Source organism: Butyrivibrio fibrisolvens (assembly GCF_037113525.1).
GTDB lineage: Bacteria > Bacillota > Clostridia > Lachnospirales > Lachnospiraceae > Butyrivibrio > Butyrivibrio fibrisolvens.
The window spans coordinates 3156607-3169898 of record NZ_CP146963.1 but is presented as its reverse complement, the minus strand read 5'-3'; the positions used below and the strand labels follow the sequence as shown (position 1 = coordinate 3169898).

At 38.3% G+C, this 13292-nt stretch carries 19 protein-coding genes; 18 read left to right on the top strand and 1 reads right to left on the bottom strand.

Annotation, left to right across the window (positions count from 1 at the left end):
• Positions 1 to 136 precede the first annotated feature (136 nt).
• The 3 genes from WAA20_RS13170 (at position 137) to WAA20_RS13160 (ending at position 2213) form a co-directional block, all read left to right on the top strand.
• On the top strand, positions 137 to 733 hold the full coding sequence (locus WAA20_RS13170) for a DUF4143 domain-containing protein (RefSeq protein ID WP_081373999.1): 597 nt from the start codon (positions 137 to 139) through the stop codon (positions 731 to 733).
• 135 nt (positions 734 to 868) lie between these two features.
• A complete protein-coding gene (locus tag WAA20_RS13165) occupies positions 869 to 1111 on the top strand; it encodes a hypothetical protein (RefSeq protein WP_073390555.1) in 243 nt (80 codons plus the stop codon).
• A gap of 196 nt (positions 1112 to 1307) precedes the next feature.
• Positions 1308 to 2213, top strand: a complete 906-nt coding sequence (locus tag WAA20_RS13160; protein ID WP_022755918.1) for a hypothetical protein — start codon at positions 1308 to 1310, stop codon at positions 2211 to 2213.
• Here the strand turns inward: WAA20_RS13160 and WAA20_RS13155 are convergent.
• Entirely contained in the window at positions 2201 to 3094 is an 894-nt protein-coding gene (locus tag WAA20_RS13155) for a LysR family transcriptional regulator (RefSeq protein WP_022755917.1), read from the bottom strand. The genes WAA20_RS13160 and WAA20_RS13155 overlap by 13 nt on opposite strands.
• Before the next feature lie 127 nt (positions 3095 to 3221).
• Between WAA20_RS13155 and WAA20_RS13150 the strand changes: the two genes are divergently transcribed.
• From WAA20_RS13150 to WAA20_RS13080, 15 genes are all read left to right on the top strand, one after another.
• Positions 3222 to 4259, top strand: a complete 1038-nt coding sequence (locus WAA20_RS13150; RefSeq protein WP_022757437.1) for a YeiH family protein — start codon at positions 3222 to 3224, stop codon at positions 4257 to 4259.
• Between the two features lie 159 nt (positions 4260 to 4418).
• Entirely contained in the window at positions 4419 to 4781 is a 363-nt protein-coding gene (locus tag WAA20_RS13145; protein ID WP_081373727.1) for a PD-(D/E)XK nuclease domain-containing protein, read from the top strand.
• A gap of 317 nt (positions 4782 to 5098) precedes the next feature.
• Complete coding sequence (locus tag WAA20_RS13140; RefSeq protein WP_196229459.1) at positions 5099 to 5314, top strand: DUF3791 domain-containing protein; 216 nt, start codon at positions 5099 to 5101, stop codon at positions 5312 to 5314.
• Between the two features lie 27 nt (positions 5315 to 5341).
• Entirely contained in the window at positions 5342 to 5569 is a 228-nt protein-coding gene (locus tag WAA20_RS13135; RefSeq protein ID WP_027215252.1) for a hypothetical protein, read from the top strand.
• Between the two features lie 148 nt (positions 5570 to 5717).
• A complete protein-coding gene (locus tag WAA20_RS13130) occupies positions 5718 to 6542 on the top strand; it encodes a DUF3137 domain-containing protein (protein WP_073386244.1) in 825 nt (274 codons plus the stop codon).
• Positions 6543 to 6688: 146 nt separating this feature from the next.
• Positions 6689 to 8173: a diguanylate cyclase gene (locus tag WAA20_RS13125; RefSeq protein WP_073386246.1), complete on the top strand. Its 1485-nt coding sequence runs from the start codon at positions 6689 to 6691 to the stop codon at positions 8171 to 8173.
• 110 nt (positions 8174 to 8283) lie between these two features.
• On the top strand, positions 8284 to 8604 hold the full coding sequence (locus WAA20_RS13120) for a DUF4143 domain-containing protein (RefSeq protein ID WP_081373714.1): 321 nt from the start codon (positions 8284 to 8286) through the stop codon (positions 8602 to 8604).
• A 100-nt stretch (positions 8605 to 8704) separates the two neighbouring features.
• Positions 8705 to 9562, top strand: coding sequence for a hypothetical protein (locus WAA20_RS13115; RefSeq protein WP_073386249.1), 858 nt, complete (start codon positions 8705 to 8707; stop codon positions 9560 to 9562).
• A 560-nt stretch (positions 9563 to 10122) separates the two neighbouring features.
• Positions 10123 to 11034, top strand: a complete 912-nt coding sequence (locus tag WAA20_RS13110) for an Rpn family recombination-promoting nuclease/putative transposase (RefSeq protein ID WP_073386251.1) — start codon at positions 10123 to 10125, stop codon at positions 11032 to 11034.
• A gap of 60 nt (positions 11035 to 11094) precedes the next feature.
• On the top strand, positions 11095 to 11541 hold the full coding sequence (locus tag WAA20_RS13105) for a hypothetical protein (RefSeq protein WP_338801191.1): 447 nt from the start codon (positions 11095 to 11097) through the stop codon (positions 11539 to 11541).
• Between the two features lie 49 nt (positions 11542 to 11590).
• Complete coding sequence (locus WAA20_RS13100) at positions 11591 to 11932, top strand: hypothetical protein (RefSeq protein ID WP_073386255.1); 342 nt, start codon at positions 11591 to 11593, stop codon at positions 11930 to 11932.
• Positions 11901 to 12212, top strand: coding sequence for a hypothetical protein (locus tag WAA20_RS13095; protein WP_073386257.1), 312 nt, complete (start codon positions 11901 to 11903; stop codon positions 12210 to 12212). The genes WAA20_RS13100 and WAA20_RS13095 overlap by 32 nt, the downstream gene beginning before the upstream one ends.
• 17 nt (positions 12213 to 12229) lie before the next feature.
• The gene (locus tag WAA20_RS13090) at positions 12230 to 12415 is read left to right on the top strand and encodes a hypothetical protein (protein WP_073386258.1); all 186 of its coding nucleotides are present in this window, start codon (positions 12230 to 12232) and stop codon (positions 12413 to 12415) included.
• Positions 12408 to 12860: a hypothetical protein gene (locus tag WAA20_RS13085; protein WP_073386260.1), complete on the top strand. Its 453-nt coding sequence runs from the start codon at positions 12408 to 12410 to the stop codon at positions 12858 to 12860. Before WAA20_RS13090 ends, WAA20_RS13085 begins: the two co-directional genes overlap by 8 nt.
• A gap of 194 nt (positions 12861 to 13054) precedes the next feature.
• The gene (locus tag WAA20_RS13080) at positions 13055 to 13288 is read left to right on the top strand and encodes a hypothetical protein (RefSeq protein WP_081373715.1); all 234 of its coding nucleotides are present in this window, start codon (positions 13055 to 13057) and stop codon (positions 13286 to 13288) included.
• Positions 13289 to 13292 lie beyond the last annotated feature (4 nt).

Here is a 13292-nt window from a genome sequence, read left to right as displayed (position 1 = left end):
TACCATGAAAAAAGAGAAGTAATTGGCTGTTTCCAGCTATGTAAGGTCAGTCCGTATGTTCCCTCATAAAAATGTAAGACAATACTAAAAGATCCCTCATAAAAATGTAAAATACCTTGATTCCAAACATGTACCAATGGATATTATACCAAAGGTAAATATGGTATGGGATTCAATTCCAGCTCAGCTTGCTAAGGAGAACAAAAAATATATCTTTGGTTCGGTAAAAAAAGGTGCACGGGCAAAAGAGTTCGAAAACGCTATACAATGGCTTATCGAAGCAGGGCTTGTTCATAAAGTACCGCGCGTTTCAAAAGTATGTCGTCCAATAAAATTTTACGAAGATTATAATGCATTTAAATTATTCTGTGTTGATCTGGGGCTTCTTGGAGCGATGTCTGATGTTTCCGCAAAAGATATTTTAGTGAAAGACACAGCTTTTAAAGAGTATAAAGGCGCCTTTACAGAACAATATGTTTTGCAGCAAATCATAGCGCAAGATATCAAAGCATATTACTACTCAAAAGATAATTCTACGCTAGAACTTGATTTTATAATTCAAAAAGAAGACGTTCATCCTATAGAAGTTAAGGCGGAAGAAAATCTAAGATCCAAAAGTCTTAGTACTATTTATAACGAAAATAAAGATTTGAAACCCTGGCGATTCTCAATGGCGGGTTTCAGACAACAAGATTGGATGGTCAATGTACCACTATATCTTATCTATGAATGAATCAAAGCAAGTGAGTAATATACCTGCCTTATGTGATAGAATTAAATCACACAGAAATGGCTACAGAAGAAGAAAAAACAAAAAATCGATACTTGGGCCAAACTTTTCAAAGCTACTACATGGGAGGAAATTAAGATGATCACAAGTACCAACCCATCCATGAATTCAACTGCTGAAAAAATATTTGCCGCTAATTCTGACTTTATGATCGCTGAGCGGTGCCGCATAAGAGAAGATAATATCATTCACGAAAGAAGAATGAAAGAAGCGCTGGCTGAAAAAGATAATAAAATCGAAGAAAGCCACTTGCTTGGAATAGTAACTTTTATTTACTATATATGCTTAATTCTTTTGCAGATCCTGATTAAAATTGACTAAAGGAGTGAATAGCTGTGAAACGAAAAACAACAGACGAGACCCTTGCGGAGTCTTTCTTGGAAAGAGTGTCAGTAAATGTGCTATTTTTAAGTAGGGAGGAATCGCGATCATCACATTGATTGCATGTTTTTTATAGAATATGTATAGAGTCAAGAGAATAATACCATACGCTTGTACAGTTCTGTTAGTAGCGCTGATGACACTATTTGCAGAAACTTTAAATGAGAAGGAGATTATATTTCCTGAGATAACAGCATTAGCAGTTGGATATATGGTGGCAAAAAATAGAAGCTGGAAGGTTAATGGAAAGCGTATGCTTTCACTGATAACAGGCTGTGCGATAATAGGAGTGTGCATTGTAAGATTTGTTCCGTTTGATACGTATATCGAAGTGATTTTGGCATTCACAATCGCTCAGGTAATCTTTATGTTTTCAGGAACCACGTTTGCACCATTTGTCTCAGCAATAGTGCTCCCGGTGATGATGCATACTACAAGTATAGTGTATCCTATAGCTGCATTTGTACTGACATTACTTGTAATATTGTTTCATAAACTTTTTCTATTTCAGGGAATCCGAGCAGATGAGGAATATGTTCCTGTGATGCTGAATTCCAGGGACGATATGGTAGATACTTCCATTAGAATCCTTTGTGTGACAGTAATAGCCGGTGTTGCATTCAGAACGGGTTATAGATTTGTTGTGGCACCTCCATTACTTGTGGCATTTACTGAGTTTTCCAGGCCAAGGAACAAAACAAGAAATATGCCAGTCAAAACGGTGGCAGTGATAACTGTGTGTGCCATAATTGGTGTGATTTCAAGATATTTCTTTGCTATTTGGATAGGGCTTCCTATTACGATTTCAGCAATTGTTGCTACAAGTGGTATGCTTATTGTTATTCATTTTACTAAGATGTATATGCCACCGGTTGGCGCTATTACCATGCTGAGCATGATAATATCTGAAAGCGTACTAATCACATATCCGATTCAGATTTTTGTAGGAAGTAGCTTGATTCTTTTTCTGTCCCGGATGATTTTCATGAGACGGCAGGATAACAAGCTTTATGAAAAAGAACATGAACTTCATGCAGAATGAGTTATAGGTTGTATTTCCTCACATATTGCACGGATCTCTTCACTGAAAACAGTATCTTTGGGCCAGATGAAGGTAAAATCATGTTTTACCCTAAAGTCGTCAAGGGGGATTGTTTTCAGATATCCGGACTGCAGTCCTGATGCAACCGCTGCTTTATATAAAAAGGTGATGCCACAATCTTTTTCAATAAGGCTTATTATGGCATGCATGTTCTCCACCTGGGTAAAATTCCTAAAATCACTTGTGGAGTAATTGTTCAGGGCAAGAGCTCTTTCCAATATATTGCGCGTTCCTGAACCGGGTTCTCTTATAAGAATTCGCTCGGGAAAGAGATCTTTTATCACGCGTGGCTTCTGATTGAAAGAGTGCTTTGCCGAACAGACAGGAACGAACTCTTCTTTGCTAAAAAGCAGCGTTTCATAATCATTTTCAGGGAAATATCCTTCTACAAGTGCAAAATCTATAACACCGTCGGAGAGTTTTTTTAGAAGCTCCGATGTGTTGCCAAATGTAATCTTAAGATTAGTATCCGGGTGATTTTTTATGTAATCACTGATCGGATCAGCAATTATGTATTCTCCTATGGTCATGGTGACACCAAAAGAGATGTCTTTTAAGCCATGGTTATTCTTTGAAAGTATTTCTTTGAGACTTTCATCATCATTTTTTATCTGATTCATTTTTTTATACAGGAGTTTTCCGTTATCAGTTAGAAAAAGTTTTTTTCCATCCTGAGTAAACAGCTTTGTCCCGTATTCATTTTCAAGATGATGTATGTGCTGAGAAACAGCGGGCTGAGTAATATTCAGCTCCTTAGCCGCCTTGGTGAAATTGAGGTGCCTGCAAACACATAGAAAGGTATCTATCCTGAAATCCAGCATAATCAGTCCTCCCTAACGATAAGAAATGTTTATGGATATATAATAATATATAATTTTATCTTTTTCAAAAGACAGAATAGAATAAGACATGCGAAAGAACAGATTAAAAAGAGAGAGAGGTCTTGAGATGGATTTTTTGAAAAAGAATTACATGGGAGTAATAGTATGCTTCACTATTGCAGTTCCTTCATGGCTCCTGGGAAAGCGCTTCCCTGTCGTTGGCGGAGCGGTGATTGCGATTATTCTGGGTATGATAATAGCCCTGTTCTGGAATGATAAGGGAAAGGCATCGGATGGAATAAAGTTTACATCAAAGATGATCCTGCAGGCGGCTGTTGTCCTCCTTGGATTTGGTATGAATCTTTCGGTCGTTCTTCAGACCGGAAAACAGTCACTTCCTATAATTATCTGCACGATTTCAACATCGCTTATCCTATCATGGATTCTTCATAAGGTTATGAATATCAAAGGAAACACAGCTACTCTTATCGGAGTTGGCTCATCAATATGCGGCGGCTCAGCAATAGCAGCTACGGCTCCTGTCATTGATGCGGATGATGATGAAGTGGCACAGGCAATTTCTGTGATATTTTTCTTTAACGTGCTGGCAGCACTTCTTTTTCCTTCGCTGGGAAAGCTTATAGGTTTTGATATCACAACAGGAGAGGCTTTCGGTATTTTTGCGGGAACTGCAGTTAATGATACTTCTTCCGTCACCGCAGCTGCGTCAACATGGGACAGCATGTGGAACCTGGGTAGTCAGACTTTGGACAAGGCAGTTACAGTGAAGCTTACAAGGACATTAGCAATCATTCCGATTACACTGGTTCTTGCTTATATGAGAGCAAAGGAAGCAAAAAAGGATGGAAGCACCACCAACGGTTTTAGCTTCAGGAGAGCATTCCCGATGTTCATAGTGTTCTTTGTTCTTGCTTCAATCATCACAACACTTTGCTTGGAAATGGGAGTACCTTCGGATATTTTTATACCTCTTAAAGAACTTAGCAAGTTCTTTATCATAATGGCCATGGCTGCTATAGGCCTGAACAGCAACGTGATCAAGCTCATTAAATCCGGTGGAAAGCCGATACTGCTTGGTGGATGTTGCTGGGGCGGAATAACAGTTGTAAGCCTTGTGATGCAACATGTAATGGGGATATGGTAAACGATTCAAAATAGACGTTGACAAAAACCCCCTATTATAATCATCGATGAGTATGATACACCCATACAGGAAGGATATTCCAAAGCATTCTATGACAAGATCGCTGAGAGCCTGTACAAACTAGATATTACGAAGCTTCAAGAAGGTATTGGCGAATACATGCAAAAGACCATAAGCTTTTACGATGCCGGTGCAGAAGGCTTCTATCATGGCCTCACTCTTGGACTTGTTGCACTAATGGATAATCAGTATAAGATTCGTTCCAACAGGGAGTCCGGTGATGGAAGGTACGATATCAGTATGTTTCCCAGAAAGAAAAAGCTACCTGGTATCATCATGGAACTGAAATGGGATAAAGATCTGGATGATAAAGCGCTTGATCTGTTATCTTCAGACGCATTGGATCAGATACAGGAAAAAAGATACGATGCAGAGATGAAAGAGGAAGGCATAACGGATATTGTTAAGATAGGAGTGGCCTTTTCGGGAAAAAAGGTAAAGATCAGCACAGGGATTTACTGAACCTGGTACTATCAATAAAACCTTTTGATAATATGATTTTAAATGAATTAGAGCAGATATTGGCTACAGCCTGGCGTGGGCTGTAGCTTTTATTTTGGGAAAAGAAATAAAGCGAAATTTTCAGAATTAGCGATTTGGCGATGTCTATCAGTGCACTGACAAGTTTCATCTGTATGTGATAGAATTAAATCACACCAGATCCATGTAGATATGGGCTTCATGAAAAAATACAGCTGATTGAAGAATGTGCTGTGTATGTCATCAGAAGAATTATGTTTAGTAATAGGTAAAAAACTTGAAGCTTCAGGAGGATTGCGATGGACAAGAAAACATTGGAATTTACAGTTTTTGTAATTCATGCGCTTGCGGATGATTGGAATAAACCTTACAGAAGAGTGTATCAGATATTGAATGAATCAGGCATTCTGGATAGTTATATTTTGCCTTGTTATGATGTACTGCACACACAGGGCAAGCAGTATCTTGTGGAAGATATTACTGAGTTTGTCAAAGAAAAAGGAGTAACCGTATGATAGCAAGAAATCTTATGAGGTGACGTCATGATAGATAAAGATGCACTTGATAAAACATATAAAGAAATGTTGGAAGAAAAGATTATCAATCAGCTTGCGGATACTAAAGGAATTTCAATCCGGCAGGCAATGGACGTTTATTACCGTAGTAGGTTGTCTCAGCAGATTAATGACGGCAGTTACGGTATCGAAAATATGGATTACAGGTATCTGGTTGAAGATCTGATAGAGAATGAACCGGAACTGTTTGAGTAGATATGGTTCTCATGGAAAAGAGCCTTTTGAAAGAGTATATTATTTGTAAAGAAAAACCTGTAGCCAAGGTGGCTTAGTCTTCACCAAGGGGTGCAGGTATTTTTGTATCTTACTAAGGTTATTATACTTGGTACATTTTTGTGAATGAATGGAGTTAAGAGAGAAGGATAACACATCAGATATGCGCGGAATAGTAATATACATCGTTATAGTTTATTCAGTAATATTCACCATATGGGGCATCAGAACACATAGGCGTAAATACAGGATAGCCTATGCCGACAGAGTAGTAATCCCTGTGGTAAAAGAGTTCTTCCCAAATGGAGAGTTCGTGCCCTTCGGTAAGACCTGCGATGTTCTAAATATGTATTCATACTTTGGACTCTTTAGAAGAGATATGTTTGAACACGTAAATTTCTACATGAACTCCAATGATGAAAGAGGAATCGAGACCTTCTCTTATGACAGCTATCACAATTCAACTCCCACTAGCACAGATAGCGGTGGCACCTGCACAACATATGAGGGATCAATTCTCAAGTTCAATAGACCCAGCAATATAAAAGGCACTGTGAAGATTGTATCCTGTATGCCTAGCTCCAGTATATTCAAGCATACATTTGCCGATTACTGTAATCTGAATCCTAAGGCAACACCCATACGTATGGCAACAATGTTACCTGACTTCGACAACCAGTTCATGTGTTTCGCATCCGATAAAGAAAGCTTCGACGCCGCAATCAACAGCAACGTCATATCAGGACTTATGTCAATCAAACAGCGCTACGGCGACTTCTCAGTTGTCCTCACCAGCGGCATGGCAATGTTCGCCTTCGAAAAAGTAGACGCCTTCATGCATCTACCAACCGGAAGAAGCGCTGAAAGTGCAGACCCATACGAAGCAACCAGAAATCTGATCAGGACAATAATTGCAATAATCAACGATTTGTCGAACGCGATTTCTAATACGTAATAAATTTTACTAATAATTATCCCTTTTTATGTCGAAATAGAAGTAGCACTATATGTGATCATATCTTGTGATAATGTAATGCTCCATCATTGATGGCTCATCGGCCGCCTTTTTGCATGTCGCATGAGTTTATGGAGGTTATTGTGATGTATATATTAGAGTTCTTGCTAGAGCATTATATAATGCTTGCTGAACTTATAGGTCTGTGGCTTTTGATGGATTCCGGAATTCATCTGACCAAAAAGACCATACTGGTGACAAGGATTGTCGTCATTTTGATCTTCACAGAGTCAGTTCTATGGTCTTTAGAACTCTGGACACGAAGCTTTGAAACCTTGTCTATAGCAAGGCCTATACTCACTTCTACTATCTATCTGCTCCATCCAGCTATAATGATTGGCATAATAGGCATGGGTGATGGTATCCGGAAGCAGAAAATGTGGATCCACATACCTCTTACAATAAGTATCCCTCTTATATATACTTCTCAGTGGACCCATCTTATTTTCTGGTATACCGCGGACAATGTGTATAAAACTGTAGATAGCTTTTTTAAATATTATCCCTACATCCTGTTTTTCTTTTATGCCTTTGCTCTTGGAATATTCCTTATAGAGAACTTCTCTCTTTTTTACAGAAGAGCCAGAAAAGGAGTCTTCTTCACGCTTGTATTCTCACTTATGGGAGTTATATTACACGTAATCCTAGATGTTGATACTGACTACAGTACTCTCTTTGCATCCGCTCTGATACTATATTATCTGTTCCTGTACATGAATACTTCCAAGATGGATCCGCTTACAGGGCTCATGAATCGTCAATGCTACTATGCTGATTCTAAAAAGGGCAGAGAGAGGATAAGTGCCGTCGCTTCAGTTGATATGAATGATCTAAAGAAGATCAATGATACGATGGGGCACAAAGCCGGTGATGAGGCACTTCAGGCAGTTAGCAGGTGCCTTAATTTTAAAGCCGGAAGAGCCAAAAATGTATATAGAATAGGCGGCGATGAATTCGCGATATTCTATTATGCCAAGGATGAAGCTTATGTCCAAAAAGACATAGAACTTATCAAAAAAGAACTGTCCAAGACACCTTACGTCTGTGCCTTTGGATATACTATGATAGGCAGATCAGAAAAAATCGACTCTGCAATGACCGATGCAGATCAAAAGATGTACAAAAACAAAGCAGCTATCAAGCACACTAACATTAAGAACATTGCTGCCATGAAACAGGCCACTATCGAAGCTATTCATGAAGCCCTGAATTCCGGAATGTGGGGAATGGATTTTGATGAAGAAGGGAATATGATCAAAGTCGAGTGGAGCCAGCAGTTTCGGAAGATGATAGGCTTTGACGATGAAAGCGACTTCCCTAACGAGCTTGAATCCTGGTCTGATCGTCTGCACCCTGATGACAAAGAAAGAGTTCTTAAAGAATTCAACGATACGATTGCGGATTATACTAATCAAAAGACCTATGATGTTGAATATAATTTTAAGATCAAGGACGGCCAATGGCGCAGATTCCATGCAATAGGCAAACTTCTCAGAAGAGACAATGGTGTTCCGCTATCTTATGTCGGCATGTTTGTAGATATCACAGATGGAGCGAATGCCGTCTCATGAAGCACTGACAATATACAGCAATAGAAAAAGGCCAATCCCAAATCCCATTAAAGGTATTTAAAGGATTAGCCCTTTTTATGCTCTTTTTTCTGCAATTATGATGATTATGCATTCAGGCTTTTAAAGAGTATAAAGGCGCCTTTACAGAACAATATGTTTTGCAGCAAATCATAGCGCAAGATATCAAAGCATATTACTACTCAAAAGAGAATTCTACGCTAGAACTTGATTTTATAATTCAAAAAGAAGACGTTCATCCTATAGAAGTTAAGGCGGAAGAAAATCTAAGATCCAAAAGTCTTAGTACTATTTATAACGAAAATAAAGATTTGAAACCCTGGCGATTCTCAATGGCGGGTTTCAGACAACAAGATTGGATGGTCAATGTACCACTATATCTTATCTATGAATGGATCAAAGCAAGTGAGTAATATACCTGCCTTGTATCTTTGACAGAGTAATAAATATATGTAATACTGTGGAGGTTTGTTATGTAGTAAGTAGAAAAAAGTTTTAAAAGGGGACAATTTCATGAAGAAAAAAACAGTTATTCTTGTAACAATCATTGCTTTATTAGCTGGATGCTTATCTTTTTGGTTTGTTTGCAGCACAACAGCAAAGGGCTTATATGGTCTTTTTATCAGAGGACTTGGTGTTGAAGCAGTTTGTGATGTTCGAATCAGGCTCGTAGACAGATACGATAATGTAATTCTAAATCTTGATGAAGACGAGCAATTTAGTATTTGGGATATTAAAAGTAAATTGAAAGAGCAGTCAAAAGGGCAGTCTGTTTACTATACTTATTTGTATGAAGAAACTGATAATCCGATTCTGGCATTATTGGTACCAGGCGGATCTAATAGTATTTATAAGGACAGTTATATTTTGAGTTTTTCAATAAAGGATGGAAAGATTCATTTAGTAAATTTTAGAAGACCTCTGGACGATGGTGGAGAAATAAATCTTGCCAATAATGGTATGATCATAAGTGAAACTGAGCTTAGTGATGAACGAAATCATTGTTTGGATGCTTATTATGTTGGTCAGGACGGGCAGATAAATAATTGCTTTTTCTGGGATACCAACACGGTTTTTTATTATGTTCAGAACTATAATAATAAAATCAGTTCATTCTTTTCATATTATTATAAGGGGACTAGCTTGGATACGCTGATTACGGTAGGCATAGGAGATAAGTATTATACTTACTTTGACGGCGAAGACAATGGTTTTCTTGCATATGCACCACAGTATGGATTAAAAGTCGTAATTGATGAAGATGTGCTTAAGAAAATGGTGAATGAAGATCTTAAGAATCTTGGCATTGATTTTAATGTGGAAGATTTCTTTAATCTAGAAGATGATTATGTTGACTGGAAAGAATTATAATTAGTCTGATATTAAATCAAAAGAGTGTAAGCGTATAAAAAGGCTTCTGGTATGACAGTATTCATATCAGAAGCCTTGTCGTGAAATTTCACCACATGAATGGAGCTAAGAGAGAATAATGTTTTGTATCACTGGCAATAAAATAATGCGATTTACCTATGTTTTTCTATCGCTTTGCATAATAGGTATGATGAGTTTCGTGGCCTTTGCTATGATAAAGTTTGTTCCAACATGTTTTCCTTCCAAAAGGGAGGCATTGATTTATTGAATCTGGTACCATTAATTCGATTTTGAGAAGATAAGGAGAGAGTGGTAGGCACTCGAGCAAAAGAGTACGAAAACGCAATACAATGACTTTTAGAAGCTGGTCTTGTTTATAAAGTGTCATTAGCGTATCACAAAATACCTTGCAACGATGCAAGGCATATGCTATAGTTATTATCGCTGTCAGAATTCTGTCTGGCACATATCAAAATCATTATTTCAAGGGCAATTCGCCCATAAGCTCCACACTTTGCATGCAGGAAAGCTTATTTAGGAAATGACAAGAAAGGAAGAAAGTGAATAGCAACAACATTACTACCTACAAGTTTCAAAGTGCTACAGGGGCACTCAAATACAACCTGACCAATGACTATATGTTTCGCATGGTATTGCAGAAGAACAATGAAACACTTACATTACTACTAAGTTCCGTATTGGATATACCAGTAGAGAATATAGTAAAAGCAGAAATTCAAAATCCAATTATGCCAGGGGAAGCTGTTGATAATAAGGAGTTTCAGCTGGATATAGTTGTACTTCTTAATGACAATACCTTCATAAACCTGGAGATGCAGGTAGTTGATTACAACAACTGGCCTGAGAGATCTCTTTCGTATCTATGTAGGAAATTTGATAACGTGGTTCGAGGAGATGATTATATCGAAGTTAAGCCTGTCTATCACATAGGCTTTCTTGACTTTACACTTTTTGAAGATCATCCTGAGTTTTTTGCGAAATACCATATCAGTAACGAAAAGGATGGCTATCAGTATACTGACAAGTTTCATCTGTATGTGATAGAATTAAATCACACAGAAATGGCTACAGAAGAAGATAAAAAACACAAAATCGATACTTGGGCCAAACTTTTCAAAGCTACTACATGGGAGGAAATTAAGATGATCACAAGTACCAACCCATCCATGAATTCAACTGCTGAAGAAATATTTGCCGCAAATTCCGACTTTATGATCGCCGAGCAGTGTCGCGTAAGAGAAGATAATATCATCCACGAAAGAAGAATGAAAGAGGCGCTGGCTGAAAAAGAGAACAAAATTGCTGAGCAGGCTGAAGAGATATCAATAAAAGATGACAAAATTGCTGAGCAAGCAAAAGAACTTGAAGAGCAAGCAAAAGAACTTAAAGAGCAAGCCGAACTAATTGCAATATTACAAAAACAACTGGAAGAAAAAGGCATAAAGGATTAACTGATCAGGCAGGGAAATATCCCTGCCTATTATTCTGAACGAAATCCAGTAACAAACTATGTGGTAGACTTAAATCGTACAGATATGGCAACAGATGAAGACAAAGCCCATAAAGTTGATACATGGGCTAGACTCTTCAAAGCTAAAACCTGGGAGGAAATCAAGATGATTACAAGAGATAATCCATCCATGAATTCTACAGCAGAAACAATCTTTCTTTCAAACTCTGATTTTGAGATCAGAGAGCGCTGCCGTGCCAGAGAAGATGCCATTGTTCATGAACAATTTCAGAAGCAACAGATAGAGACACTAACGGCAGAGCTTACTAAGGCGAATGAAGAAAAAGCCCAAATAGCAAAGGAATCAGATGCTAAGCTTGCTAAGGTTACAGAAGAAAAAAAGGAATCAGATGCTAAGCTTGCCAAGGTTACAGAAGAAAAAAAGAAATCAGATGAAGAAAATGCTCTTCTCCGCCAAATCTTAAAAGATCACGGCATAGACGTATAACATTATAGTACAATATCCCAGAGGGAGCCCCCGGCTCCCTCTTTGCTTTATGATTCTTTTCCTAATAATCTTCGACAATATAAGTGAGCACTATACCAAAAATTGGGAAAAAGAAATAGGAACCGCCCATAGCGATCTCGCAGACAGCATAAAAAGTGAATCCTGGTATCAGGAAATAAATAAAGACGGTATCAGCCATATCACCACCACTATAGACTATGGCACCTATCGAGAAGAAAATCCCTTCATAATCAATGCCTGGGTACAAGTCGAAATGAACCAGGGCTTTGAAGATAACAGCTTTATGGATAAATGCGAAAGGTGCGTTCTACTGACACGAGAGATTGAAGATGCCATAGATGACCTATACAAAGACAGCACTTACCGATAGGAGTGGCAATCCCGCCTCCCCACCTATCAGGGACTCCAGGGAAAAAACATCCAGCACCGGCACAGGTTCTGCAGCCCCAAGCACTTCAACGTCAGAAGCAAAAGACAAAACGCAAAGCATAAGTGGCAGCGCCTATGATCCATATGATGCAAAAGACTACAATTCATCCCAAGACTTCGCCGATGACAAGTACGAAGAATTCTATGACTACGAAGACGAGTACGAAGATGAAGACGAAGCTTATGACGGCGCGGAAGACTATTGGAATGATGAGTATTAAAGGAAAGGAATCCTCATATGAGCAAGCGAGACAGATACGATAGTGACGATAATAGATATTTCTATGAGCATTATGAAGGAAAAGACTATTACGAAGGCTATTCCGGAATTAATACTGGGAAAATAGATTTAATAATATACATAGTATTCGTGCTCTTCTTGATCTATAATAAAAAGTATAGTTTGGGGAGGCCGTATGAGTAACTTTAGTATTGTTCGGGATAATATGAAAAAATATATAAAAGCTTTAATAACTAGTTTGATTTTTGTTTTTTTAACATGGGTGTATGTAGCTATAATGGGGACAGTGATTCCTATTCTGCCTGATTTTATCAGCGGTTTGATTGAATCTTTTCCAACAGCATTCCTGGTAATAACATGCACTCTTATAGCAGTAATAGTTCTGTTAAAAGTAAAGCCATTGGATACAATACCTAAGATTGCTGTTTTCTGTGTATTATCAGTGCTTTTGAATATCGCGATATATGAATTTAACAATTTTGTTTTATGGATGATCGATCCTTTTGCTGCGGAAGTGATCGTGTTTTGCAATGTGATTTCAACAGTGCTGACATCAGCAATCTTATTGATTGCATATTTGTTTAAGAAAATAAAGGCAACAGAGAAGCAGAATATAATAACTGAGTAACAAGAACCCTCATGCAAGCGGCGAGAGAGCATGAGGGTTTTATTATGCCGATTTATAAGCAAAAAAAACAGCTCCGAAAAGAGCTGTTTTTTTAATCCCCCCAAACAGCATAAAAAAAGCCCATACTCCCTCCGATAATATCGATAAGACGCCATATAGCAGTTAATCATATCCCCCACAGGAGGTCACACTCCATGCTAAAACCCGGCCTATACGAACAAGTCATCAACACACTACTCACCCAAGAACTCGCCGCCAAACCCGACGACCTAAAAAACATCCAGAAAATCGACACCGCGGAAGCCTCAGAGATCCTCACAAGGTATCTCTCCGAGGTCATTCAAAAGTGTCTCGACAGCATGCCCGAATCCGACGATACGAGCATGAAGGTTGCACTTGTAAACAAGGTGGTAGGCTCAGAATCATAACCAC

Bases quoted from the DNA above. Each gene is read 5' to 3' on its own strand.
- WAA20_RS13160 (WP_022755918.1), top strand. From the start codon at position 1,308: ATGACACTATTTGCAGAAACTTTAAATGAGAAGGAGATTATATTTCCT.
- WAA20_RS13125 (WP_073386246.1), top strand. From the start codon at position 6,689: ATGTATATATTAGAGTTCTTGCTAGAGCATTATATAATGCTTGCTGAA.
- WAA20_RS13170 (WP_081373999.1), top strand. From the start codon at position 137: ATGGATATTATACCAAAGGTAAATATGGTATGGGATTCAATTCCAGCT.
- WAA20_RS13150 (WP_022757437.1), top strand. From the start codon at position 3,222: ATGGATTTTTTGAAAAAGAATTACATGGGAGTAATAGTATGCTTCACT.
- WAA20_RS13135 (WP_027215252.1), top strand. From the start codon at position 5,342: ATGATAGATAAAGATGCACTTGATAAAACATATAAAGAAATGTTGGAA.
- WAA20_RS13115 (WP_073386249.1), top strand. From the start codon at position 8,705: ATGAAGAAAAAAACAGTTATTCTTGTAACAATCATTGCTTTATTAGCT.
- WAA20_RS13140 (WP_196229459.1), top strand. From the start codon at position 5,099: ATGGACAAGAAAACATTGGAATTTACAGTTTTTGTAATTCATGCGCTT.
- WAA20_RS13165 (WP_073390555.1), top strand. From the start codon at position 869: ATGATCACAAGTACCAACCCATCCATGAATTCAACTGCTGAAAAAATA.
- WAA20_RS13100 (WP_073386255.1), top strand. From the start codon at position 11,591: ATGATTCTTTTCCTAATAATCTTCGACAATATAAGTGAGCACTATACC.
- WAA20_RS13085 (WP_073386260.1), top strand. From the start codon at position 12,408: ATGAGTAACTTTAGTATTGTTCGGGATAATATGAAAAAATATATAAAA.
- WAA20_RS13095 (WP_073386257.1), top strand. From the start codon at position 11,901: ATGACCTATACAAAGACAGCACTTACCGATAGGAGTGGCAATCCCGCC.
- WAA20_RS13080 (WP_081373715.1), top strand. From the start codon at position 13,055: ATGCTAAAACCCGGCCTATACGAACAAGTCATCAACACACTACTCACC.
- WAA20_RS13155 (WP_022755917.1), bottom strand. From the start codon at position 3,094: ATGCTGGATTTCAGGATAGATACCTTTCTATGTGTTTGCAGGCACCTC.
- WAA20_RS13130 (WP_073386244.1), top strand. From the start codon at position 5,718: ATGGAGTTAAGAGAGAAGGATAACACATCAGATATGCGCGGAATAGTA.
- WAA20_RS13145 (WP_081373727.1), top strand. From the start codon at position 4,419: ATGCAAAAGACCATAAGCTTTTACGATGCCGGTGCAGAAGGCTTCTAT.
- WAA20_RS13090 (WP_073386258.1), top strand. From the start codon at position 12,230: ATGAGCAAGCGAGACAGATACGATAGTGACGATAATAGATATTTCTAT.